This is a genomic window from Microlunatus parietis (assembly GCF_013407955.1).
In the GTDB taxonomy this organism is placed as follows: domain Bacteria; phylum Actinomycetota; class Actinomycetes; order Propionibacteriales; family Propionibacteriaceae; genus Microlunatus; species Microlunatus parietis.
On sequence record NZ_JACCBU010000001.1, the window covers coordinates 3,451,643 to 3,474,923 of the forward strand.

Annotated in this window: 18 protein-coding genes; 7 read left to right on the forward strand and 11 right to left on the reverse strand. The window is 71.8% G+C overall.

Annotated features, from left to right (window positions below; genetic code table 11):
• Positions 1-20 precede the first annotated feature (20 nt).
• Positions 21-788, forward strand: a complete 768-nt coding sequence (locus BKA15_RS16670) for an SDR family NAD(P)-dependent oxidoreductase (protein ID WP_179752596.1) — start codon at positions 21-23, stop codon at positions 786-788.
• Positions 789-792: 4 nt separating this feature from the next.
• On the opposite strand, the gene BKA15_RS16675 is transcribed toward BKA15_RS16670, so the two are convergent.
• Both BKA15_RS16675 and BKA15_RS16680 read right to left on the reverse strand, forming a co-directional pair.
• On the reverse strand, positions 793-1,260 hold the full coding sequence (locus tag BKA15_RS16675; protein ID WP_179752598.1) for an NUDIX domain-containing protein: 468 nt from the start codon (positions 1,258-1,260) through the stop codon (positions 793-795).
• A 2-nt stretch (positions 1,261-1,262) separates the two neighbouring features.
• A complete protein-coding gene (locus tag BKA15_RS16680) occupies positions 1,263-2,012 on the reverse strand; it encodes a helix-turn-helix domain-containing protein (RefSeq protein ID WP_179752600.1) in 750 nt (249 codons plus the stop codon).
• Between the two features lie 114 nt (positions 2,013-2,126).
• On the opposite strand from BKA15_RS16680, the gene BKA15_RS16685 reads away from it, so the two are divergent.
• From BKA15_RS16685 to BKA15_RS16695, 3 genes are all read left to right on the forward strand, one after another.
• Entirely contained in the window at positions 2,127-2,414 is a 288-nt protein-coding gene (locus BKA15_RS16685; protein ID WP_246322360.1) for a hypothetical protein, read from the forward strand.
• An 84-nt stretch (positions 2,415-2,498) separates the two neighbouring features.
• A complete protein-coding gene (locus BKA15_RS16690; RefSeq protein ID WP_179752602.1) occupies positions 2,499-3,191 on the forward strand; it encodes a lysophospholipid acyltransferase family protein in 693 nt (230 codons plus the stop codon).
• Positions 3,192-3,235: 44 nt separating this feature from the next.
• Positions 3,236-4,906: an FAD-binding oxidoreductase gene (locus tag BKA15_RS16695; protein ID WP_179752603.1), complete on the forward strand. Its 1,671-nt coding sequence runs from the start codon at positions 3,236-3,238 to the stop codon at positions 4,904-4,906.
• 41 nt (positions 4,907-4,947) lie between these two features.
• On the opposite strand, the gene BKA15_RS16700 is transcribed toward BKA15_RS16695, so the two are convergent.
• Complete coding sequence (locus BKA15_RS16700) at positions 4,948-5,418, reverse strand: NUDIX domain-containing protein (protein WP_179752606.1); 471 nt, start codon at positions 5,416-5,418, stop codon at positions 4,948-4,950.
• Positions 5,415-6,353 carry a LysR family transcriptional regulator gene (locus BKA15_RS16705; RefSeq protein WP_179752608.1) on the reverse strand — a complete coding sequence of 313 codons (939 nt, stop codon included), beginning with the start codon at positions 6,351-6,353 and terminating at the stop codon, positions 5,415-5,417. Before BKA15_RS16705 ends, BKA15_RS16700 begins: the two co-directional genes overlap by 4 nt.
• 72 nt (positions 6,354-6,425) lie before the next feature.
• Here BKA15_RS16705 and BKA15_RS16710 point away from each other — a divergent pair, with 72 nt between their 5' ends.
• From BKA15_RS16710 to BKA15_RS16720, 3 genes are read left to right on the forward strand one after another with little or no spacing between them, the layout of a single operon-like run.
• Positions 6,426-7,445 (forward strand): EamA family transporter, encoded by a 1,020-nt coding sequence (locus tag BKA15_RS16710; RefSeq protein ID WP_179752610.1) that lies wholly within the window; start codon positions 6,426-6,428, stop codon positions 7,443-7,445.
• Entirely contained in the window at positions 7,342-7,905 is a 564-nt protein-coding gene (locus BKA15_RS16715; protein WP_179752612.1) for a class I SAM-dependent methyltransferase, read from the forward strand. Before BKA15_RS16710 ends, BKA15_RS16715 begins: the two co-directional genes overlap by 104 nt.
• 16 nt (positions 7,906-7,921) lie before the next feature.
• Entirely contained in the window at positions 7,922-8,473 is a 552-nt protein-coding gene (locus tag BKA15_RS16720) for a P-loop nucleotide/nucleoside kinase family protein (RefSeq protein WP_218871384.1), read from the forward strand.
• A gap of 278 nt (positions 8,474-8,751) precedes the next feature.
• On the opposite strand, the gene BKA15_RS16725 is transcribed toward BKA15_RS16720, so the two are convergent.
• The 7 genes from BKA15_RS16725 to BKA15_RS16755 form a co-directional block, all read right to left on the reverse strand.
• Positions 8,752-9,579 carry an alpha/beta fold hydrolase gene (locus tag BKA15_RS16725; RefSeq protein WP_179752614.1) on the reverse strand — a complete coding sequence of 276 codons (828 nt, stop codon included), beginning with the start codon at positions 9,577-9,579 and terminating at the stop codon, positions 8,752-8,754.
• A 124-nt stretch (positions 9,580-9,703) separates the two neighbouring features.
• Positions 9,704-10,858 (reverse strand): zinc ribbon domain-containing protein, encoded by a 1,155-nt coding sequence (locus BKA15_RS16730; protein WP_179752615.1) that lies wholly within the window; start codon positions 10,856-10,858, stop codon positions 9,704-9,706.
• Positions 10,855-11,856 (reverse strand): hypothetical protein, encoded by a 1,002-nt coding sequence (locus BKA15_RS16735; RefSeq protein ID WP_179752617.1) that lies wholly within the window; start codon positions 11,854-11,856, stop codon positions 10,855-10,857. Before BKA15_RS16735 ends, BKA15_RS16730 begins: the two co-directional genes overlap by 4 nt.
• A complete protein-coding gene (locus BKA15_RS16740) occupies positions 11,853-14,606 on the reverse strand; it encodes a GAP1-N2 domain-containing protein (protein WP_179752619.1) in 2,754 nt (917 codons plus the stop codon). Before BKA15_RS16740 ends, BKA15_RS16735 begins: the two co-directional genes overlap by 4 nt.
• Before the next feature lie 3 nt (positions 14,607-14,609).
• Positions 14,610-16,829: a SaeA-related protein gene (locus BKA15_RS16745; RefSeq protein ID WP_179752621.1), complete on the reverse strand. Its 2,220-nt coding sequence runs from the start codon at positions 16,827-16,829 to the stop codon at positions 14,610-14,612.
• Positions 16,829-19,525 (reverse strand): hypothetical protein, encoded by a 2,697-nt coding sequence (locus tag BKA15_RS16750; protein WP_179752623.1) that lies wholly within the window; start codon positions 19,523-19,525, stop codon positions 16,829-16,831. The genes BKA15_RS16745 and BKA15_RS16750 overlap by 1 nt, the downstream gene beginning before the upstream one ends.
• A gap of 5 nt (positions 19,526-19,530) precedes the next feature.
• Positions 19,531-23,115: a tubulin-like doman-containing protein gene (locus tag BKA15_RS16755; RefSeq protein ID WP_179752624.1), complete on the reverse strand. Its 3,585-nt coding sequence runs from the start codon at positions 23,113-23,115 to the stop codon at positions 19,531-19,533.
• Positions 23,116-23,281 lie beyond the last annotated feature (166 nt).

A 23,281-nucleotide genomic window follows, 5' to 3' on the forward strand; every position in this document is an offset into this window, starting at 1 on the left:
CCGACATTAGGGTGTCTGCCATGGCGACAGCTCTGATCACCGGCGGCACCTCCGGCATCGGCGCCGCGTTCGCGCGGGCCCTGGCCGCGCGCGGCACCGACCTCGTCCTGGTGGCCCGGAACGTCGATCGGCTGAAGCGGGCGGCCGACGAACTCTCCGAGCGGTACGCCGTCGCCGTCGAGGTGCTGCCGGCCGATCTCGGTGTCCGCGAGGACGTGTTCCGGGTCGCCGAGCGGCTGACGGACACCGAGCGGCCGATCGAGATCCTGGTCAACAACGCCGGTTTCGGCATCCACACCAAGCTGACCGCCGAGGACCCGTCGCCGCACGAGCACGCGATCGACGTCATGTGCAAGGCGGTGCTGACCCTGGGCGGCGCGGCCGGGCGCGCCATGGCCGACCGCGGCCACGGCCAGATCATCAACGTCTCCAGCACCGCCGGCTTCGTCGTCCTCGGCAACTACTCCGCGATCAAGGCCTGGGTGACCTCCTACTCGGAAGGCCTGGCGGTCGAACTGCGCAGCACCGGGGTCACCGTCACCGCCCTCTGCCCCGGCTGGGTCCGGACCGAGTTCCACGAGCGGGCGAACCTGAAAACGTCCAGGATCCCCGACCCGCTCTGGCTGGACGCCGACCGGGTCGTCGAGGAGTGCCTGGCCGACGCCGCCCGGGGCCGACCGGTCTCGATCCCGTCCAAGCGCTACCAGGTGTTGATCTTCCTCGCCCGGCACCTGCCGCGGCGGGTGATCGGCGCCGTCTCGGCTCGGATCTCCTCTGGCCGGCGTTGATTGATCAAGGACTGAGCGCGGCCCGGGTGCCGTCGAGATAGTCGGTGATCCGGACCAGGATCCGCGGGTGGATCCGGAGTGCGCCGATCGCCGCCGGGCGGAACCAGCGCACCTCGTGCGACTCCTCGCTGACGCGCAGTGCACCGCCGACCGCGTGGCATTTGACGCAGATCGAGAATTCCTGGCGCACCTCTCCGTCGTCGTACGCCATGACGTGGGCGGGATCGGAATAGACGGCGATCACATAGTCGGCGACGACTTCCAGCCCGGTTTCCTCACGCACTTCACGTACGGTGCCGTCCCGCACCGATTCACCCAATTCGATCGCCCCGCCGGGAAGCGCCCAGAGTGAATTGTCGACGCGGCGATGGAGCACAATGCGACCGTGCTCGTCCGTGACCACGGCTGACGACGCGACAACCAGCGCATTCGGCGCGGGACCCTCGCCGTTGTCGTAGTCGACCCGCGCCATGGTCAGCCCCAGTCCTCGTCCGGCACCGGGACCGTGGTCAGCCAGATGCTCTCGAAGTGGTCGGCAAACCTTGAGAACAAGCCGTTGTGGCCGTTCCAGCGCAGCCGCAGCGTCGGCGCCTGGACGCCTGGCGTGCCGTACAGGTGTGGGGTGACCAGCATGTGATCATCAAAGCGGAAGATCGAGTTATAGAGCGGGACATCCTGATAACGAAATTCCAGATTCGCCTGGGTCCGCAGTTTGCCGAAATACTTCAACGTCGTGCCGATCCGCGCGACGAGCGTGATCGGATGCTGCTCCTCCCGATCCCGATTCGCGACATGGTCCGATCTCGGATCGGCGATCACCAGCCGTACCCGACAGCCTTGCGCACATTTCTCCGCCAGCGTTGGCAACAGTTCCGGATGGTCGAGTGGCAGGAAATAGAGCGTGTACCCGAGCAGGTCGATCTGCCGTTCGGCGCCGGTGATCATCGACCACCAGTCCTCGGCCGGCACGTTCGACCGGTACGGATACGCGGCCACCAGATCGCCGGTCGGCGAGCCGTCCGTACTCGTCGGGCGGGACTGCGGCCAGAGTCGGCCCTCGTCGGTGCCGAGGTGCTTCGCGACCAGGTAGCGCTGCCGCGGGTGCGGCACCCGGCCGCCGATCCAGCGGCTCACCGTCTTCGGGTCGCGGCCGGTCATGGCAGCAAGATCATGAATGGAGACGCCTGCCCGCGCCATGGCAGCCCGCAACTGCTCGTTCGTCATGCCGACCCCGCAAGTCTCGAATGTTCGTGTTTCCTCAAAAATACCTCAAAAACGTCCCAAACGTCCTCAAACTGTGGTAGCGGCGTCCCCTTCGCTGACGAGAAGGTTTGAAGCATGACTTCTGCGGACCCACGATCCGTGCTCGACCGCGCCGCCATGGCGACCACGACCCCCGAACTCCAGGAATGGAGCACCGAACACGCCGCTGCCGCCGAGCAGCGGGTGCAGCTCTGGTTCGGCCCGCACGTGCTGCGGACCTACCGGGCCGAGTCCGGCGCTGCCGAGGAATACGCCCGGGCCATCGGCCGGCGCTTCCCTGGCCTGCGAGTCACTCTCGATCGCGACGTGGCGGACGGCATGGAGCCGCTGCCCGGCGAACAGCTCTGGTCGCTGACCCCCTAAACCACGCTTCGGGCAGGGGCCCGCGAACCTGACTTTGGTCAGGCGGAATAACAGATCCGACAGCGCGGGAATACAGTTGACCTCGTGTCGAGCACGAGCAGCTACACCTCACCGATCCGGGCGGGAGCACGGTTCGTCACTCAACGGCTGCTGATGAAGTCCCTGGTCTGGTCGATCACGGACGTCACCGTGCTCGGCCGGGAGCGGCTCAAGGGTGTCGGCTCGCCGGTGATCGTCGTGTCCAACCACGCCAGTCACCTGGACACGCCGCTGATCCTCGGTGCGCTGCCGCGCAAGCTGTCCCGCTGGATGGCGGTCGGCGCGGCCGGCGACTACTTCTTCGACGTGAAGTGGCGCCGCGGCGTGACCTCGCTGTTCTTCAACCTGTTCCCGATCAACCGGGCCGGCCAGAAGGGCAAGAACGAGCGACGCGGCATGGCCAGCACGCTGCTCGACGAGGGCGTACCCCTGCTGCTGTATCCGGAGGCCACCCGCTCCCGTACCGGAGAAATGGCGCCGTTCACCGCCGGGCCGGCGGCCCTGTGCCGGAGTCGCGGTGTGCCGTGCCTGCCGGTCGGGCTGGTCGGTGCCTTCGACGCGATGCCGTACGGTGCGAACTGGCCGAAGCGTGGCCGGCCGCCGGTGTTCGTCAACTTCGGCGCACCGATGACGGCCGAGGACGACGAGACCGTGCCGGAGTTCGCGGCCCGGATGGCCAAGGAGGTCCGCGGCCTGATCGACGAGGCCGAAGAGCACCGGGCCGCGCGCGGCCGCTGATCATCACCGGCGCGCCGAGGGGCGGCCAAGGGAAGGGAAGTGGGATGCCGAACGTCAAGCACATGAAGTGGTGGGGCTGGGGAGTCGAGGGGGTCGGCTTCCACCACGAGGACAAGCCGGGCATGGCGCCGTTCGTGATCAAGGCCATCGACCTCGATCTCAACGAGGCCCCCGAGCTGAGCGTCGACTTCGACGCGCTGGACATCCCGGAGCCCAAGATCGGTCCGGACCTGCTGGCGCTGCTGACCGACATCGTCGGCGCCGACAACGCGATCTCGGAGCCGATGGACCGGATCGTGCACACGTACGGGAAGAGCATGCGGGACCTGGTCCGACTGCGGAACGGCGACATCCCGCGGGTGCCCGACATCGTGCTCTACCCGGCCGACGAGGACGAGGTCCAGCAGATCGTCGACGCGGCCGTGGACGCGGACGCGGTGCTGATCCCGTTCGGCGGCGGCAGCAACATCGCCGGCTCCCTCGAGGCGCCGCCCGGCGAGACCCGGCCGGTGATCTCGCTCGACCTGGGCCGGCTCAACAAGGTGATCGACGTCGACGAGACCTCGGGCCTGGCCCGGATCCAGGCCGGTGCCCTCGGTCCTGATCTTGAAGAACAGCTCGGGCAGCGCGGCTGGACCCTCGGCCACTTCCCGGACAGCTTCACCCACAGCACCCTCGGCGGCTGGGTGGCCACCCGCTCCTCCGGCATGCAGTCGGACAAGTACGGCGACATCGCACAGATCGCCCGCGGCCTGCGGGTCGTCCAGCCGGGCAAGCTGCTGGTGCTGCGGCCGCTGCCGGGCTACTCGACCGGCCCCAGCGTGCGCGAGATGATCTTGGGCAGCGAGGGCCGGCTCGGCGTGATCACCGAGGTCACCGTGCAGGTGCACCGGCTGCCCGAGGAGCGCGTCGTGCTCGGCTATCTGTTCCCGAGCTGGGAATCCGGGCTGGACGCCATGCACGCGATCTCGGTCAGCGACGCGACTCCGTCGATCACCCGCGTCTCCGACTCGCGCGAGACCGGATTCTCCTTCGCCACCAGGAAGAAGAAGCCGGGGTTCTCGCTGTCGTCGATGATCAGCAAGGGTCTGATGTCGGTGCTGGAGAAGCGCGGCTGGGATCTTGATCAAGTCTGCCTCTCCTTCATCGGGTACGAGGGCAGCAAGGAGCACGTGGCCCGGCAGAAGAAGCTGGTCAAGGACATCGTGAGCAAGCACGGCGCGATCGTCCTCGGCAAGGGACCCGGCGAGCTGTACGACCAGAAGAAGTTCGACACCCCGTACATCCGGGACTTCCTGCTCGACCGCGGTGCCGCCGGCGACGTGTCCGAGACCGCCGCGCCCTGGTCGCAACTGAAGACGCTCTACTACGCCGTGGTCGCTGCCGCGAACTCCGCGTTCGACGAGATCGGCGTGAAGGGGTGGATCATGTGCCACCTCTCGCACTCCGAGCATTCCGGCGCCTGCCTCTACTTCACCTTCGCCTTCAAGTTCTCCCAGGACGATCCGCTCAAGGAGTACGACGTCGTCAAGCAGGCCATCCAGCAGGCCTTCGTGGACAACGGCGGCACCCTGTCCCACCACCACGCGGTCGGCGTCGAGCACGCGCCGTGGCTGGCCGAGGACCTGTCACCGGCCGGGGCCGAGCTGATGTCCGGGCTGTTCACGTCGTTCGATCCGAAGGGGAACTTCAACCCCGGCAAGATCACGGGGTAACGCCGAAGAAGCTGGGCCTCGGGCATTTCCCTTCGACAGGCTCAGGGAACGGTCGGGTTCAGCCCGCGGGCTTCCGCGGCCAACTCGCCGCCGAAGTCACGGAGGATCGGGACCAGCTCGGCGGGGCGGAGCAGGTCGAGTTCTTGATCATCCAGGGCGATCCGGACCGTCTGGTAGCGGCCACGGGCCGGGTTCTCGAACTCCGGGCCGTGTCGGACGTCGTCGTCCAACGTGATCAACTTCGCCAGGGCGTAGCGCTGGATCGCCCGTCGTGGCGTGCTCACGTACGCGATGTAGGCGGTGGGCCCGATGATCACCTCGGCGCCGACCTCCTCGCGGCACTCGCGGACGGCCGCCTGGTCCCAGGTCTCGCCCGGCTCGACACCGCCGCCGGGCGTGGTCAGATACGGCGCCCGCCCCGGTCGGGTCCGCCTGATCAAGATCAACTCGTGCGCCGGTCCGAAGAGCAGGACCCGGCTGGAGCGGCGCAACGGCTTGCCTTCCATGATCATCCTTCCTCGGCGGGATCGGCGACGGCCTCGGCGACCGCGGTCAGTTCCTCCAGCACGACCCGGACGGCTTGCCGGGCGGCCCGGTCGGGCCGGGCCAGCGCGCCGAGGTAGCGGGCCGCCCGCTCGTCGCGCAACGGGACCAGGGCGAACCGGCCGGCGCTGCGATCGCGGGTGGTGTAGCGCGGCAGCAGCGCGATCCCGTGGCCGCCGGCGACCAGTCGCTCCATCAGCGGCAGGTGGGTGGTGCGCAGCAGCACCCGCGGTGTCGCTCCGGTCTGCCCGGCGATCGCGGTCAGCACCCGGTCGATCGGGAAGCCCTCCGGTGGTGCGATCCAGTCCTCGTCGATCACGTCGGCCGGCGCGACGCTGCGGCGGCCGGCCATCCGGTGGTCCAGCGGTACGGCGACGTCCATCGGCTCGCGCAGCAACTGGACCACCCGAAGGCCACCTCGCGCCGTCCGTCGCTGGTCCGACCGGTGCGCGACGACGATGTCGTAATCCCTGGTCAGCGGCGCGAACTCGGTCTGCCCGACGTCCTCGTCGCCGAACTCGAGGGCGATCTGCGGGAACGCCCGGAGCCGGTCCAGCAGCCCGGGCAGCAGTAGCTCCGAGGCCGAGTGGAAGAACGCGATCCGGACCCGGCCGCTCGCCTCGGTCCGGTACGCCAGCCAAGCCGCCTCGGCCTCCGCCCAGGCGGTCAGCACCGAGACCGCGCCGTCGGCGAGGGCCCGGCCGGCGTCCGTGAGCCGTACTCCGCGGCCGGAGCGCTGCACCAGCTCGGCACCCACCTGCCGCTGGATCACCTTCAACTGTTGGGAAACCGCGGACGGGGTTCGGTCGGTCGCTCGCGCCACGGCACTGACCGAGCCCCGATCGGCCAGCTCGCGGAGCAACACCAGGTGCGCCCGGTCCAACCCGCGCCACGACCCGTTCATGAAGGCAACCTACAACTATTCGACAGAGAATTGTGATTGTCCTTCAAGATCATCGAGGCGCAGACTGGCCGGGTGTCCGTCCGTGATCGCCTGCTCGCCGTGTTCGTCGCCGTCTGCTGGGGCCTCAACTTCCCGGCCACCGCGATCGCGCTGCATCACTTCCCGCCGTTCCTGATGGGTGCTCTCCGGTTCACCCTGATCGCGATCCCGACCCTGCTGCTGGTGCCGCGGCCGAAGGTGCCGCTGCGTTGGCTGATCGGCACCGGGCTCGGCCTCGGCGTGCTGCAGTTCGCGTTCCTCTACGTCGGCATGGCGGCCGGGATGCCGAGCGGACTCGCCTCGCTGGTGCTGCAGGCTTCGGCGCCGTTCACGGTGATCATCGCCGCTGTCGCGCTCCGGGAGCGGCTGTCCGGGCGGCAGGTCGCCGGGATCCTCGTCGCGGTCGGCGGGCTCGCGGTGATCGCCGTACACCGGGCGCAGTACGCCAGCCTGTTGCCGGTGATCTTGACCCTGTGTGCGGCGCTCGGCTGGGCGATCGGCAACATCTGCAGCCGGCAGGCGGGCGCACCCTCGCCGTTCCGGCTCACCCTGTGGATGTCGGTGGTGCCACCGATCCCGTTGTTGATCATGTCGTTGATCTTCGAAGGGCCGGCCCGGATCGGTCAGACCATGATCACCGTGATCACTCCGGAGGCGGTGCCGGCCGTGTTCGGGCTGCTCTACATCGTGCTGATTGCGACCTTGATCGGGTACGGCCTCTGGAACGGTCTGCTGGCCCGACACCCGTCCAGCGAGGTGGCCCCGTTCTCCATGCTGGTGCCGATCGTCGGCGTCGCCTCGTCCTGGGTCGCGTTCGGCGAGCGGGTCGAGCCGGTGGTGATCATCGCGGGTCTCGCGGTGATCGGCGGCGTGCTGTGGGCGTCGAGAAAGGGACGACTCAGGGGCGTCCCCGACCCCGTTCCGGCGGCCGTACCCCTAGGCTCGGGTCATGGCAGGCTTCTCTCGCGTGGCCTCCCGGCTGTACGCGCTGTTCACGAGGAATCCGTCGACGGCCCGGGTCGTGGTCGAACAGGCCCGGCTGCAACCGAATGACCGCGTCCTCGAGGTGGGCTGCGGTGCCGGTGGCGCCGTCGACCTGGCCGCGCAGGCGCTCGGGCCCGATCGGGTCGCCGCGGTCGATCCGTCGCCGACCTTCGTCGAGATGGTGTCCCGGCGGGTGCCCGGCGCCGACATCCGGGTGGCCGGCGCCGAGGACGTACCGTTTGATGATCAACGATTCACCGTGATCTTCAGCGTCGCCTCGATGCACCACTGGGACGACCGGGCCGCCGGATTGGCCACCCTCATCACCAAGCTCGCCCCCGGCGGCCGGATGCTGATCGCGGAACGGCTGCTCAAGCGGCCCGGCCACGGCATCACGCCCGCACAACTCGCCGAGGTCGAGGCGGAGCTGGCCGAGTTGGACCAGATCGGCATCCATACCGTGGAGCGGAAGGCGGGCTGGCGGCAGTTGGCGATCATCCGGTCCACCCGGCCGCTCGCGGCCGCTTGATCGAATCGGCTCCGGCGTGCGCAGTGATCAACTCGTGGTGCTGGTGAACGGGGTCCCGGCAGCAGGGAAGTCGACGCTGGCTCCGCCCCTGGCCGCGGCGCTCGGGCTGCCGTTGATCAGCAAGGACGTGATCAAGGAGGCCCACGCCGACGTCCTCGGCTCCGAGCCGCCGGACGATCGGCCGCAGCGGGACTGGAACCGGGCGCTCGGCGCCGCCGCTTCGGAGACGGTGTGGGCGCTGCTGGCCGCGGCGACGCCGGGTGCTGTGCTGGAGAGCTCCTGGCGCGCCGACGTCCGGGAGCTGGTCGTCGCCGGCCTGGCCCGCGCCGGTGTGGATCGTGTGGTGGAGGTCTGGTGCGACGTTCCGGCGGAGGTGGCCCGGTGCCGCAACAAGGAACGTTGGCCGTCCCGGCACCCGATCCACGGCGCCCCGATGACCGAGCCGGAGCGCACCGGGGTCGAGCGGCACGCCGAACCGCTGGGGCTCGGGCCGGTGATCCGGGTCGACACCACCCGTCCGGTCGACGTGGCCGAGCTGGCCCGCCGAGTCAGGACTGCCCGGTCGTAGGTCCGGTCCGCTGTCCAGCCCGACGCGGGCCCTGCCTCTCCTCGAGCCGCCCGACCGGAGTGAATTTCAGCCGGTCAGACGCGGCGAAAATCCACAGCGGTCGGCAAGGGCAACCGAAGTACCCAGGAAATGCCCTTGGATCCACTCGCTGAGGTCGAGTGCGCTGCACGGAGCCTGAACCTCTGCCCAGGCCTGCGCGGCTCCGCGACCGGGGCAGGCCAGTTCCGGGCGCCGAGCCGACCGCACCATTCCGCAACAGGTTCTCGTTGCGGCGGAAACTAGCCCAATGCTGTCGTTGCGGCGGTCACGCGGTCCAGCCACTCGCCGAACAGCGCCCGCGCCAGCACCGGCTGCTCGGCGTCGAGACCGTGCCCGGCCTGGTCGAGCACCGCGAACGTCGCCCGGGGATAGCGCTCCAGTAGGGTCCAGGCGTCCCGGTAGCCGGTGATGTGGTCCTGCCGGCCCACCATGATCAGGCACGGCCGGATGAAGTCGGCGACGTCGACCGGGAAGCTGCCCTGGTACGCCGTCGCGATCCGAGCCGTGACGTCCGGGTCGGCCAGGTCGAGTCCCGGCTGGACGTACGTCCGCAGCGCGCGCCAGGTCTCCTCGGCCTGGACGACAAGCAGGTCCTCGGCGTCCAGCTCGGCACCGAGCCGCGCCGCGAACTCCGGGTCGCGGATCAGTACCTGGCGCGGCGGCAGGTCGCGCTCCTCGTGCCGCGGCAGGATGACCGGAACGATGATCGCCAGGCCGTCCAGCCGATCGGCGTGTACGGCGGCCAGGCCGCGGGCCAGATAGCCGCCGTAGGACTGGCCGACGAGGGCGTACCGGCCCGGGGCCAAGGCTTCGACCGCGGCCCGGAGCACCTGGAACACGTCATCGCTGCTCGCCACCTCGGGCGCCGCGGTCCGGCCGTGGCCGGGCAGGTCGAGGTAGATCCGGCGCCACTGCGGGTGGTCGGCGAAGACGGGCTCGAACGGACCGGACAGCACCCGGTGATCCACCGTGAACCCGTGCACCAGCACCAGCGTCGGCGCGGCCGGATCGTCCGGCCCGGTGATCACGTGGTGTACCCGGATCCCCTCCACCTCGACGTACGGCATGCGCGGCTCCCCTCGTACTCCGGTCGGTCCTCGGCCACCATCCTCGCCTGTCGGCGGCCTGCCGCGGGAAGGTCCCGGGTCGGGGGCCGCGAGCGGGCCGAGCCCAGTCTGGTCGGCGGGTTTTTTAGAGGGCTAGGGTCCAGCGGATGGGGTCGAGGCAGCGGAAGGAGGCGATGCCTCGGTGGTGGATGCGTTCGCCTTCCGCGGCTTCGCCGAGGGCCGAGACGGCGAACAGGCGGTGGGCGAAGGGGCGGCCGTGGTGGGGGGCGGTCATGGTGTTGAGGAAGCGTTCGGCGCCGAGGCGGATCAGCAGGCTGCGGACCTCGGCGTCGAGCAGGGCGCCGTCGTCCTCGTCGTAGCGGAGGGCGGCCAGGCCGGGGTCGCGCTGGAAGGCGGCGCCGGGGTTGGACATGATCCGGCTCCACTCGGTGCCCTGGACCAGGCGCAGGGCCTGCATGGTGTCGAACTTCGACAAGATCATCGCGATCGGCGGGGTGGCCGAGCCGAGCAGCAGGATCAGGTTCTCGAGTACGGTCTCGGGGCTGCCCGCCTCGTGCAGCTGCGGCGGCAGCAGGTCCTTCAGCATCTCCCGGACCTGGTTGACCGCGGTCGGGTCGAACATGAAGAAGACCGAGTCGGCCTGGGCGAAGTAGCTCAGGTGCTCGACGCCGACTGTGCTCGCCTCCAGGTCCTCGCCGGCCACGTCGCGGATCACCAGGTAGCGGCGCTGGCCGTCGATCACGCCGAGGCTCAAGATCAACGGCTCCCGCTGGTACGCGTCCGCGACACCGGCCGCGGCCGTCGGGGGCATGATGCCGCGGGCCTCGAACAGGGGCCGCTGGTACACGTCGTTGTAGATCCGCCGCGAGGTGTCGGTGGCGAACTTCAGCGACGAGCCCATCCGGGACAGCAGGTAGTCGAGCTGTTTGATCATGACGCCGATGTAGACGCTCTTGCCGGTCGCGCGGGCACCGGCCAGCGCGATGCAGGTCGCTGTGCCGAGCCGCCACTCCGGCGGCAGGCCGTAGTGGCAGTGCGGGCAGACCTCGACGCCGGGCTGCTGGCAGGACGGGCACAGCTGGGCGTCGTCGGGCAGCCGCCAGTGCTTCACCTCGGGGTTGCGCCGGACGCTGTGCATCGGCCCGCTCCGGACCGCGATGCCGGTGTGCGCGGAGCCGACCGGATCCTCGTACTCCTGGCAGCGGCCGGACCGGCAGGCGAACACCCACTCGCCGTCCGGCAGTCGCCGGAAGCAGCGCGGGCACTTCGTCATGATCATGGTGTTCCGATCAGGTTTCCGGCACCGATCAACGGGCCGGCGGCGGCCAGCAGCGAGGCGACGATCCGCCCCACCTGGTCGCGATCCAGCGGTTGATCATCCGAGAGTACGGGCACGCCGGTGGCCCCGCCGCCGAGGGGTCCGGGCGGCTGGGCCTCGCCGATCACCACGACGCCGGTCAGCGTACGGCCCGCCAGACCGGGCGGCACGGCGTCGGTGATCAAGAACCGGGCCGTTCGGTCGGCACCCGGACCGGCCGTGCTCTGCTCGAACAGGCCGGACCGGCAGCCGATGTCGAGCGGCCGGTCGGCCAGCCCGGTGATCATGGACGAGGCGAACTCGGCGGCCGGGCCGGTCGGCACCGGAACGGACTGCCAGCCGACCAGCGTGCCGTGCCCGGTCTGGTCCCCGGCGATCACCACGCTCAGGCCGGCGAAGAGCTCCAGGCAGGGCCGGACCAGCCGGTCCGGCGGCAGTCGCCGCATCGAGGCCGACGTGTCCAGGCCGACCGCCAGCCGCACCCGTCGCTCGGCCGGCAGCCGCGGCAGGCCGAGCACGCCGCGGGCTGCGTCCCGGGCCATCTCGGCGGTCGGCGGCAGTGCCTCGTCGTTGACCACTCCGACGGTGCTGATCTTGATCCGGCCGGCGTCGGGTTCCATGATCACGATGTCCCGCCGGTGCAGCCCGGACAGGTCGACCTGGTCCAGCACCGCCCGGTCCGCGTCGCCGCCGGCCGGGCTGTCCGGCCCGAGCGCCACCGTGACCACGCTCTGCGGCCCGAACGCCTCGCCCTCCGGCAGCAGGCTGACCTGGACCGGCTGGTCGATCACCGGCACGATCACCTGGTCCGGCCGGCGTACGGTGCGCACCGGCCCGTGCTGGCCGGCGACCTCGACCCGGTGCCCGAAGGGGCCGCCGCCGACCGGCTGCACCCGGATCGCGATCGGCAGCGCGTCCACCCGGACCGAGTGACCCTCGCGTAACAGATAGGTGGTCATGATCCATTGCTCCTTCCCCGGAGGAAGCCGGGCCGGTCACTCGAGCCTGACTGACCTCGGGCGATCGCGCGCAGTCGGGCGTCGGCCTGCCGTTCCAGGGCTCGCCGGTCGACATCCATCCGGGCATACCGCTGGGCCGTCCGCTCCGCGGTGACCCGGCGCGCCTGGTCCCACCGGTTCCCGATCTGATTCCCGGCCCAGTCCTGCACCAGGGTGTTCAGCAGCGACTTCCGGCTCGAGGTCAGCGAGCCGAGCCACTGCTGCGCCGTCCGGTCCACCCCGCCGAGCGCGAAGCCCCGGTCGGCCAGCAGTGCCGCGCGCAGCCAGGGCTCCTTGCGTTCGGCCGAGAACAGGTTCTTGATCAACACCGCCGAGTCCAGCTTGAGTTCGAAGCCGCGACCGGAGTTGATCTTGCTCCGGAGCCGTTTCGCGCCAGGCAGGCCGAGCTCCCGTACGGCATCGAGGACGAGAGCGCAGAGCAGCGCGTCGGACGCGTCCTCGGCCAGCCGGCCGGGCAGGTCCCAGGCCCAGAGCGCACCGGAGATCACCGCCTGCACCTCGGCGTCGGGCGGGTTGCGCCGGTTCTGCAGCCAGTACTGGTCCCGGGCCAGCAGCCGCAGCACCAGCAGGTCGGCGCCGACCTGGCGATCATGGTCCAGTCCGCGCAGCAGCGGATCCCGGAGGTCGTCGATCAGCCGGGTCAGGTCGTCGCTCGGCGGAGCCGACTTCACGGTCGGCGCCCACTGCCGAACGCCGACCGCGGCCGGCCAGCGGCGCCGGATCAGCAGCAGGTCACCGGCCGGCCAGGCGCCGCCCTCGAACGCGCGTTCCAACTCGGGCGGCGGCGACTCGTACGGCGCCAGCGCCCGCAGCGCCGACCAGGCGACCAGCGGCCGTTCGGCCGGATGCCGGTCCGGGTCCGTCGTCCACCGGTGGTACGCCAGCTCGGCCCGCAACGGGTCGTCGTCGCCGACGGCCAGCCGGCCCAACGGCGGCGGCGCGCCCTCGTCCGGATACAGCCACTCGGCGACCGGCGCGGCCAGCCGGCGGCCGATGGTGCCGCGGACCACCCACTCCTGACCGGCCAGCACCGGCCGGATCACCCAGCGCAGGGCCCGCTCCGACACCGGGCCGGCCCGCTCGATCAGAGGCGCCGCGGGTTGATCGACACCGAGCAGGTGGCAGCAGCGTTCCAGGGCGTCGACCAACGGCTCCGGCGGCTCCAGGTGATCCAGCCCGCTGCGGGCCAGCAGGTCGATCAGGTGCAGCACCGCCACCGCCCGGTCCGCCTCGGTCAGCTCGGCCCCGGCGATCGCGGCGCAGGCGTCGCCGACCGCGGCGATCAGTTCGCGTTCGGTGATCATGGACAGCCGCGGTGCCGGGTCGGGCAGCGGGACCGCACCGGGCCGGGCCAGCCAGTCCGGTTCCGCCACCGCCCGGCGGACGTAGGCCTCCATGATCAACTGGGCGGTCTGGGCACCGACCCGGGCCAGCGCCTCGGGGTTGCCGGCGATCTGCCAGGCGTCGGCGGTGGTCCGGCCCAGGCCGCGCCCGATCAACTCCCGCGCGGTCCGGTGCAGCTCCTCGTCGGCCGGCAACCCGTTCGGGCCGGTCCGGGTCACCACGGCGGCCGCCTCCCGGACCGCGTCGGCGAACCGGTCCCCGGCCCGGCCGACCGCCATCGCCAGCGGCCAGGCCACCGCCGCAGCGGGCAGCTCGGCACCGTCGAGCCGGGCGGCGACCCGGTCCAGTTCGGCCAGCGCCCAGGCCGCACCGGCTTCGTCGCCGAAGATCACCTGGGCCAGCACCGACCATTCGGTGACGGTGATCCGGTCACCGGCCGCGGTCCGGTGCGGCTCGCCGTCAAGATCACCGATCGCCAGCGGTTCCGCCTCGTCGATGATCACCACCGGCGCCTGGGCCCGCAGCGGGCTGCGCGGATCGGCCGCGGCCGCGGCGATCTGATCTTGGTCGACGACCGGTACGCAGGCCAGCTGGACACCCTGATCGAAGGCATTCGGGACGGACGAGATCCGTTCCAGGGTTGAGAAGGAGAAGCCGGCGGCCTGGTGTGCCGCCATCAGCAGCGAGACCGCCCCGGTCCACAGCGCGGCCCGGTCGGTGGACTCGGTGATCAACACGATCCGCGGCCCGCCGGCCAGGGCCGCGGCGGTCGCGTCGAGCAGCGCGGCCAGCACGCCGAACCGGAACTGGGTCGGGTCGAGCAGGAACCTGATCACCGAGTCGGCGGTGATCATGGTCCCGGGTTCCGGGCGCGGCCGGTCGCCGAGCCGAGCCCGGCTGACCTGGTCGGCACCGTACGGGGCGAGCCAGTCCGGCGAGCGCCAGAGCTGAATCGGCCGGACCGCCGCCGGCTCGTCGGCTCCGGGAGTCCGGTCCAGCACGACGTGGGTGAAGACGTTGCCGGGCCGGCCGGTCGCGTCCGGGCCCGCGGGACCGGCGTGCCACCAGGCCGTCGCGCCGCCGGCCGCGCCGGGGTCGACCGGCGCGTAGACCAGCCGGCGCGGCAGTTCGGCGATCTGTTCCGGGGTCGGGAACCGCGGGATCTCCACCCCGGCATCGAACTGGGTGGCCACCCGGGCCCGCAGCTGCTCCCGCTCGTCCCGGCTCAGCCCGCCGTCCTCCTGGACGATCTGCCAGCCGCCGGCGCTGATCCGGGTGCCGGCGGCGTTGACCCCGTGCAGCGAGGTGTACGTCAGCCGCCCGTACCGCGGCAGAGTGTCAAGCACGGGTCAGCCCAGCCGCAGCGAGTCGACCGGCGGATCGAGGATCGCGACCAGCGAGGTCCGCTCCGGCGGCAGGTCGGCGAACAGCCGGACGTAGCCGGTGCGGCCGCGGACCGACGCCTTCCAGGCCACCGCGCCGGGCCGGGTGCCGATGCCGTCCGGCCGGAACCGGAGCACCGGCCGGGTCACCTCCTCGATGTCCTCGGTGACCTCCAGTTGCTGGCCGTCGCCGGGGTGCAGCGGCAGCCGGGTCGGGTGGTGCACCAGCACCAGCGGCGGGCAGTTGGTGATGTCGGACTCGCTGGACAACCGGATCAGCACCCGGTCCGGCTTCAGTAGCAGGGTGCGGCGCAGCTCGAGCCCGTACCGGATCCGCATCAGGCCCGGATAGCGCACCTCGACTGGCACGCTCTCCCGCCGTTCGCCGCCGACGAAGGAGACGCCGGTGATCCGGACCGTCGCGCCGCGGTTCGGCAGCGGCCGGGCGAACTGGACCCCGCCGAGCTGGTTGTAGAGATCGGTCGAGCACTCAACGGTGCCGGTCACGTCACCGCCCTGCAGGATCTCGGCGAGTACGGTCGCGGCGCCCGGCGGCCAGCCGAACTTGAGCACCTGCTGGTCGCACCGTTCGACGATCACCGGGTCGTGCACCGGCCGGACCCGGACCGCGGGCACCGTCCGGCCGACCCGGGCGATGCCGTCCAGTACGACGACCGGGGTGAAGTAGGCGCGGTCCCAGCGGCGCGGCCAGGGCACGTTGCGCATGCCGACCCGGCCGTCCGGCTGCGGGCTGATCGGGTGCGCCAGCCGGTCGGCGTCGGCCAGGTTCATCTGCGGCAGCGCCGACTCCGGGTGGCTGCCGTGCTCGGCGCCGGCCAGCGGCCGGTTCTCGGTGCGGTAGACGAACACCCGGCCGGCCGGCTGCGGCGACCAGAGCAGATCGAACTGCCAGTCGTCATCGTTCCCGTGCTGGGAGACCTCGAGATCATCGATCGGGTCGACGACCGCCGAGACGCCGACCTCGACGGTGACCGCGCCGGACAGTTGCGGTACGCCGTCGACGGTCGCCTCGGTGCAGAACTGGTAGAGGTAGCGGCGGCCGCGTTCGGCGTCGTTGTCGACGAAGCCGCCCAGGTTGGGCTCGGCGGCCAGGATCCGGTACTGCGGATCGGGCTGGCCGGGCCGGGCCCGTTCCACCGGCGTCCGGTAGATGTGCACCCGGTCGATTCCGTACCAGACCGACCACTGGCCGATCACCCGTCCCTCGTCCTCGCGCAGTTCGACGTCGACGACCCGGCTGACCACGGCCTTCTCGGCGATCAGCCGCGGCTGGCCGCGCCGGGCCAGTGCCAGCGTCGGGCCGGTGTTGCACCAGACCTGGTAGTAGCGGATCGCCGCCGTGAACGGGCGGGTGTCCAGCGTGCTGCGTTCGGCGTCGCCGAGGACGACCGCGACCAGGTCGGCCCGGTCCGGGGAGTACGGCCGGTGCTCGTCGCTGGCCACCACGCGGTACGCGGTCGCGCCGGCCAGCCCGTCCGGCTGGTCCCAGGCAAGCCGTACCCCGTCGGAGCCGGTCAGCGACCGCAGCGCAACGGTCGACGGTACGGCGCCGCCGCCGAATCCGGCCGCGTCCAGGTCGGAACCGAACTCGTACGGGGCGAAGCCGGCCGCGAGGTCCGGTGGCTGCACGCCCGCCGGTTGGTGCTGCTCGGCGGCGCGGCGCGGGCCGGGCTGCTCGAGGCCGTAGCCGTCCGGCTCCGTGGGCGGGACTTCAACGCGCGCTGAGCTTGTCGAAGCGCTGGGGGTGGTGCTCGGGCATGGCCGTTCGACAGGCTCAGGGCGCGTGGGTTGCTGCTCGGGGGGCGTGGGTTGCGAGTGCTCGGGGCTCGGCCCTTCGACAGGCTCAGGGAACGAGGGCGTGGTCGGGTGCTGGACCGCGGTGACCGGGGTGTCGGTCGGGTCGGCCGGCATCGTCGGCGTCGACGGGCCGGCCGCGGGTGTGGCGACCAGGCGTTCCAGGTCGGGCGCGTACTTGCGCAGGGCGGCCGGCAGCATGGCGGCGATCTCGGCGGCCCGGCGCTGGCCGGACCGGGCGACGGCGCGCAGATAGGTGTCCTTGATCTCGCCCAGTTGCAGCCGGCTCTCCAGCACCTCGCGGTCCCGCCAGGCCTTGAGCCGCTCGAACGTCGGGTCGACCGGCGCGCCGCCCAGGGTGTGGTCGTCCATCAGTACACCTCGTCGATCTCGGGCATCGGCCACCGGGTCCGGTCCGGGTCCGCGTCCGGCGTGCCGGAGCCGGGCACCGCCGCGAGCTCGTACGCGGCGAAGGCCTCGGTCAGCTGGACCAGGACGGCGGCCCGACTCAACTCGTGACCGGTGCCGCGGAACCAGTTGCTGACGATCCGGTGCCGACCGGCCACCCGGGCCTCGGCGCCGAACCCGACCGGGTCGAGTTGCTGGCCGTGCCAGGCTTCGGCGGGTTGGTCCAGTCCGGCCATGAATTCCGGGTACGAGCGCGGAGTCTGCTCCTGGCCGGCGATCCGGACCGATGCGACGAGAGACCGGCCCAGCTCACTCTCCGGCAGGGACCGGCCGACGGCCTGCCACAACGCGCGGCCGCCGTCGCTCAGCGGGTCTCCGTCCTCGCCGAACTCGAGCAGGTCGGCCCAGCGGACCAGCAGGCTGCCCTCGCCGGCCTGCTCGGCGTACATCCGCTCCGGGCTCTGGGCCAGGTCGATCGCCTCCGGCCCCAGCCGACCCGGTGCCGATTCGAGCAGCGCCTGCCAGGGCCGGCTCAGCCAGCCGGCCCGGAACACCTCGCGTCGGATCACCGTGGCCGCCTTCGCGACCGCCTCCGGCTGCAGCTCGGCCACCCCGATCCGAGCCGACAGCGGCAGTCCGGAGGCCGGCAGCCGCCGCTCCGGGCCGGTCGCCGCGGGCCCGCCGAACGGGGCGGCCAGCACCACGCCGGCGATCCGGGACCAGGCCAGGAACTGCTCGTACGCCGCGGTGAGCCGGTTCAGGTCGCGCAGCACGTGGCCGAGATTGACCCGGTTGGCGTCGGTCTGGGAGGCGGCGTCGCGGCGCCGGTTCAGTTCGCGGAACAGCTCCCGCTGGCTGACGAAGAACACCGCGCAACTGCCGAGCAGCCAGACCACCACAGCCGCGACGATGGCGATGGTCACGGTCTCCCAGGTCAGCGCCTCGAAGCCGCCGAGAAGCAGCAGGATGCCGATCACCACGGCAAGCCCGATCAGCAGGCCGCGCATCCACCAGGTGAGCCGCCTCATCTTCCGCCGCAGGTCGTCCGACGGTTCGTCGTCCTGGCCGGCCTGGGCCAGCGAGCTGAGGATCGCCTGCGCCTCGTCGCGGGCGTCGGAGACCGCGCGGCCGAGCCGCTGCCCCACCTTGACCGCGTATGCCGAGCGATAGCGACCCAGCCAGCCGTCCAGCCCGGCCCGGGCCCGATCCAGCTCGGGGGTGAGCTGGCCCTCGGGCGGGTTCAGCCGGGCCTGCGCGGCGTGCATCCCGAGCAGGTCGTACGGCGCGAGGTCGGCACCGCCCAACTGGCCCGGCGCCTTCCAGCGGTGCTGCGGCCCCGGCACCACCTGCGCCGGGTCGGCCAGCACTGCCCGGTCCGCGCCGACCTGGAGCGGCGGCAGGTCGGAGATCCGCTCGCCGCCGTCGGCCAACGTGTACGCGCCCGCGAGGTAGTCCTGCCAGAGCGTGGACAGGTCGTGCCGGCCCGCGGACAGTTCGCCCGAACCGCCGGACTCGCCGATCACGCCGGCCAGTTCGTTGGACGCCCGGGCCCAGTCCCGCCAGTCGGCGCCGGTGCCGTCCGGCCGGATGCCACGGACGACCACCGCGTACGCCGACGGGGCGCGACCGAACACGCTGCCGTGCACGGCGGCCGCCGCGGACGAGGCGAGCTTGTTGGTGATCGCGGCGCGCCACCGCATCGGGGTGTTCTTGATCGCCGCCCAGATGAACGAGAACAGCATCCGCAGCGCGGCCAGCGCGCCGATGTCCTTGACCGGGCTCGGCGCCGGCTGCACCCGTGGGCCGCGGAGCACCGCGCCGTGCTTGCGCCACAGGGCGTCCGCCATGGTCCGGGTCGCGGTCTCCACGTCGTCGTGGCCGGCGCCCCGGATCCCGTTGCTGGGCTGGGCTTCGCCGATGCGCAGGGACTGCGCGCCGGCCACCCGGACCGCGGGCAGCCCGCCGGCCGTCGACGTGACGCCGTCCCGGATCGCCTGCTCGACCGCCGACGCGTCCAGCGACCGGAAGAACACCCGGCCGACCCGGACCGTCCGTCCCGGCGGCACCGCGACGTCGTCCAGCGGCGCGTCCGGCACCCCGGACCAGAGCCCGGTCAGCCCGGCCACCGCGGTCGCGGCCGGACCGCCGATCAGCGCCGGGTCGTCGCTCGGCTGCAGCACCTGGTGGCCCAGGCCGGGGCCGCGGGCGTCCTCCGGCGAGATCACCACCGTGTGCCAGCCGTCCCGACCAAGATCATCGGCGGCTGCCGTACCGCCGGGTCGGGTGATCACGCAACGCAGTCGCTCGATCCGGCTGGTGCCGCTGGAGCGCCGGACCAGGTCGACAAGATCACGTTCCTGCCCTTCGACAGACCCTTCGCCAGGCTCAGGGCCCGGAAGAACTGCGGCCAGCGAGCAGACCCGGACCCGGTCGTACTGGTGTTCGGCCAGCACCTGCTGCACCGTCACCGGACGACCGGCGCCGCCCTTGATCAACTCCGCGGCCACCGAAAGTTGATCATGACCGACTTGATCATGATCATGGCCGAGCCGGACCCAGCAGAACTCGTCGATCAGACCGAGCGCGGACAGGTCGCGCAGCGCGTCCCGGGCGCCGGTGAGCACGCCGTCCGGGGCGGCCAGCAGCACCAGATTCGTCATGAGCGTCAGTACACCCCGCCCTCGGGCAATTCGATCGTCGTCCGCGGCGCCGGGCCGGGCCGGCCGTCCGCGCTGCCCCGGGCCGCGTTCGGATCGGCCAGCGCGAGCTGGTACGCGTCGTCCAGCAGCCGGGTCAGCTGCCGGGCGGCCCAGTGGATGTCCGGTGCGAGGTCGCGGAAGGTCGGCGTCTGGCTGGCCTGGTCGCGGCTGGTGATGGTGGCGAACGCGCCGCCGCCCGGCGCCCCGTCCACCCCGGCCGGCATGAAGTGCACCGAGGCCAGCGTGCCCGGCCCCTTGGCCCCGTTCAGCCATTCCTTCGCGGCGTCCCGGCGCTGCTCCGGCGTCGCGGCTTCGGCCAGCGCCGGGACCCGGGACGCCACGCCCGTCTCGGCGCCGCCGCCACGGATCCAGGCGGCCAGCCGCTCCCGACCGGACAGCGGCACGATGCCGCCGGCCGGGCGGAGCGGGTTGCTGTCGTACAGGGCCCGGAGCAGGCGGTACGGCCGCAAGGAGGACAAGACCGGCGACTCGTGCACCCGGGCGATCGCCAGCAGTTGGGACTCCAGCACCGCCGGCAGCCAGTCGTACGGCGCGACGAACTGCTGTGGCGGCGTCAGCATCGGGTACGGGAACTCGACCCACTCGCCGGCCGCGCGATCCAGGATCCGCACCCCGCTGTCGTACGGCGACGGCGGGATGACCAGCTCGCCGACGATCTGGCCGAGATACCAGCCGGCGACCAGGGTGCGCCGCTCCACGTTCGCCATCGGCAGCGCGGCATCCAGCGGCCGGGACCGGCGGTGCGCCCAGAACGCCTCCCGGCCCTGCGCCGTCGTCGCGCCCCACTGCTCCGCGATCGGCCGCAGCACCGAGGAGAACGCCAGCGGCGAATACAAGGGATAGGAGCCGAAGATGTCGATCCGGCGCGGGTTGCCCTGGTCGGTCAGCGCGGAGCCGAGGTTGTCCCGGCTGGACGCGTCGATGCTCGGGTTGTCGACCAGGATCCGCTCAAGATCATCCGCGATCGGCAACTCGGCGAACGGCACGTCGGAGAACTTGTAGCGATACTCGACCGGCTGGCCGCCGTGCAACAGCCGGACCACCTGCTCGTCGACGCCGATCAGCGGCATCGCCAGCGCCAGCGCCTCGGTGAACTTCGTGGTCACGTCGCGGATCCGGGCGTGCCGTTCGGACTCGGCGACCTCCGGGCCGTTGATGAAGTCGCGCAGCGAGACCGCGCAGAACCGCTGGAACGACTGCTCGGACCGGGCCACGAACGCCCGCGCCCGCTCCAGCACCTCGCCCGGTTTGACGTGCACTCCGAACCTGGCCCGGCTCGGGATCAGCGCGTCGCCGGTGGCCGGGTTGGTCGGGAAGACCCGGGACCGCCAGGGCGCGGTCTGCACGATCAGGTTCGGTTGGTGCGGGTCCAGGGCCGGCGGGCGCTCGCCGCCGGTGGTCTCCCAGACGCCCTCGATCACCTGGCTCGGGACCAGCTGGGCCGGGCTGTTGCCGGCGTCGTCGGTCGGCACGGCCCGGGCCAGGTCCGCCGCGTACTGGGCAGCGAAGTCACGGGCCGGAGTGAGCAGCACCTCGTTGCCGGCCTCGTCGAACCGGCTCGGCACCTTGACGTCGGCGTCGGACGGCCAGGCCGCGTACTGGTCGGTGGCCAGCCGAGCCAGGCCGTCGTGCTTCACCTGGGAGCCGCGGGCCTGCTCGAGGACCCGCTGCGCCTCCCGGATCGCCTCGGTGAGCGGCGTCAGCACGTCCGGGATGAACGTCGCCAGGGCGTCCGCGGTCAGCGCCGAGGCCCGGGTGTAGAGCTGCGTCCGTACCTTGATCCGGACACCGTCGACCAGCCGCTCGACCAGCGTGTCGCCGCCGGTGATCGCACCCTTGATCGCCGCGACCGCCTGCCGCAGCTCGGACGGCAGCTCGGCCAGGCTGCCCGGATCGGTGCGGCCGAGCGCCTCGGTGCCGGGGATGACGACGCCGCGCAGGTGGGCATCGAGGCGTTCCAGCACGGCGGCCGCGTACGGCAGGCCGAGCCGGCTGATCCCTTCGGTGAGTACGGCGACCAGGCGATCCAGCAGGCCCTGCTGCCAGGCGAACGCCCAGTCGTAGGCGGCCTTCCCAGCGGCCTCGGCCAGCACGTGGCCGCGGGACCTCGACCGCTGTTGCACCGCCTCCAGCCACTGCCGGGCCTGCTGCCCGCCCGGCGACGGAAGATGCGGTACGTACTCGGCGTCGACCACTCGGCGGGCGGCCGCGTCGGCGTCGGCCCGGGGCAGGGCGACCGTCGTCATCCAACTGCCCAGCTCGGCGCCGGCCTGCTGCCCGGAGCCGAGCCCGACGGGCAGTTGCAGCCGCTCGCAGAGCCGCGCCCACTGGCTGTCCACCAGGGCCTTGACCTGCTCGGTGCCGGAGGCCGAGTTGCCGGGTTGCAGGTGGCCGTCGAGCAGCCGGTCCACGGCGCCGCGGGCGATCCGCTGGGCCGCGTACTCCGCGTAGCGTTCCCGGCCCATGCTCAGGCTCGCGAACCCGTACGAACCCCAGGGGATCGGGTCCAGCTGGGCGCCCCAGGCGAGGTAGTCGCTGTCCGGCGGGATGCTGCCGGTGTTGCCGAGGTCGAACGAGACGAACTGGGTGCTCGCCACCTCGCTGATCATCATGCCGCCGAGGCCGCGGGCCAGCCCGCGATAGACCGCCTTCGGGCTGCCGTCGCCGAACATGGTGCGCTGCGCGCCGATGAACCGGCCGATCGGGAACACCCGGGCGAACGGGATCTCGGTGCCCTGGCCGTCGCCGTACCCGAGGCCGGAGAGGATCTCCACGTCGTGCCGCCGGGCGGCACCGGTCTGGCCGGCGACGATCTCGCCGAGCATCGCCAGCGCATTGGCCCGGACGCCACTCCGCGCGGACGGCGGCAGCGAGTCGAAGATGTCCGGAGCGACCATGAAGACCGCGGTCAGCTTGGGGTTCACGCCGGGGACCAGGGTCAGCAGCCGGCACACGTCCAGCGCCATCGAAGCGCCGGAGCCGCCGGCCATCGACGTCACGACCAGCACGATCGGCGTCTCGTTCGCGTTGAACGTGGACCCGACCGCGTCGGCCAGCTGCCCCATCTCGGTCAGCGTCTCGACCCGGGCCAGCTGCTCCCAGGCCGACTGCAGCCCCTGATGCACCTCGCCCGCCCGGGCCAGCGTGATCATCCGGCCGATCGAGCGATACTGCCCCGCCCCGACGTCGATCGGCGTCGCCACCGACTGCGGCTGCCGCGGCGCCCAGCCGGCCAGCTCGTCCAGCGCCCGCGCGCCGAGCAGCTTCTGCGAGACCGCGTAGTCAAGATCGGAATAGGAACCGCCCTTGGGCCCGAGGCCCAGATAGCGCCCGCCCTGCTGCGGCACGTTGCCCAGCCCGTCCGGTCCGGGTTCGGGGCCCGACGGCACGTCCAGATGGACGAACTGCCAACCGGCCGGCAGTGTCAGCCGCCGGTCGATCGCGGCCAGGTCGGAGGCCAACTGGTCCATCAGGTAGGCCAGGGTCGCACCGCCGGAGCCGCCGCACCCCACCACCAGAAACCGTCTCACGCCTACCGCGCCCCTTTCGTCGGTTCGGGCCCCAAGTTTTTCACGCTCGCGAACCGGGGACCCCAGGAATCACCCGGACCCCCGACCCCAATTCCGCCACCTCGCCGACCCGCTCGTCGTCGAGTGTGAGGTTACGGACGCTTGAAATCGATTTCGAGCGGTCGTT

Coding starts and splice junctions, on each gene's coding strand:
- BKA15_RS16730 (WP_179752615.1), bottom strand. CDS start 10,858: ATGATCATGACGAAGTGCCCGCGCTGCTTCCGGCGACTGCCGGACGGC.
- BKA15_RS16715 (WP_179752612.1), top strand. CDS start 7,342: ATGGCAGGCTTCTCTCGCGTGGCCTCCCGGCTGTACGCGCTGTTCACG.
- BKA15_RS16695 (WP_179752603.1), top strand. CDS start 3,236: ATGCCGAACGTCAAGCACATGAAGTGGTGGGGCTGGGGAGTCGAGGGG.
- BKA15_RS16700 (WP_179752606.1), bottom strand. CDS start 5,418: ATGATCATGGAAGGCAAGCCGTTGCGCCGCTCCAGCCGGGTCCTGCTC.
- BKA15_RS16680 (WP_179752600.1), bottom strand. CDS start 2,012: ATGACGAACGAGCAGTTGCGGGCTGCCATGGCGCGGGCAGGCGTCTCC.
- BKA15_RS16670 (WP_179752596.1), top strand. CDS start 21: ATGGCGACAGCTCTGATCACCGGCGGCACCTCCGGCATCGGCGCCGCG.
- BKA15_RS16725 (WP_179752614.1), bottom strand. CDS start 9,579: ATGCCGTACGTCGAGGTGGAGGGGATCCGGGTACACCACGTGATCACC.
- BKA15_RS16745 (WP_179752621.1), bottom strand. CDS start 16,829: ATGGACGACCACACCCTGGGCGGCGCGCCGGTCGACCCGACGTTCGAG.
- BKA15_RS16675 (WP_179752598.1), bottom strand. CDS start 1,260: ATGGCGCGGGTCGACTACGACAACGGCGAGGGTCCCGCGCCGAATGCG.
- BKA15_RS16705 (WP_179752608.1), bottom strand. CDS start 6,353: ATGAACGGGTCGTGGCGCGGGTTGGACCGGGCGCACCTGGTGTTGCTC.
- BKA15_RS16735 (WP_179752617.1), bottom strand. CDS start 11,856: ATGACCACCTATCTGTTACGCGAGGGTCACTCGGTCCGGGTGGACGCG.
- BKA15_RS16750 (WP_179752623.1), bottom strand. CDS start 19,525: ATGACGAATCTGGTGCTGCTGGCCGCCCCGGACGGCGTGCTCACCGGC.
- BKA15_RS16685 (WP_246322360.1), top strand. CDS start 2,127: ATGACTTCTGCGGACCCACGATCCGTGCTCGACCGCGCCGCCATGGCG.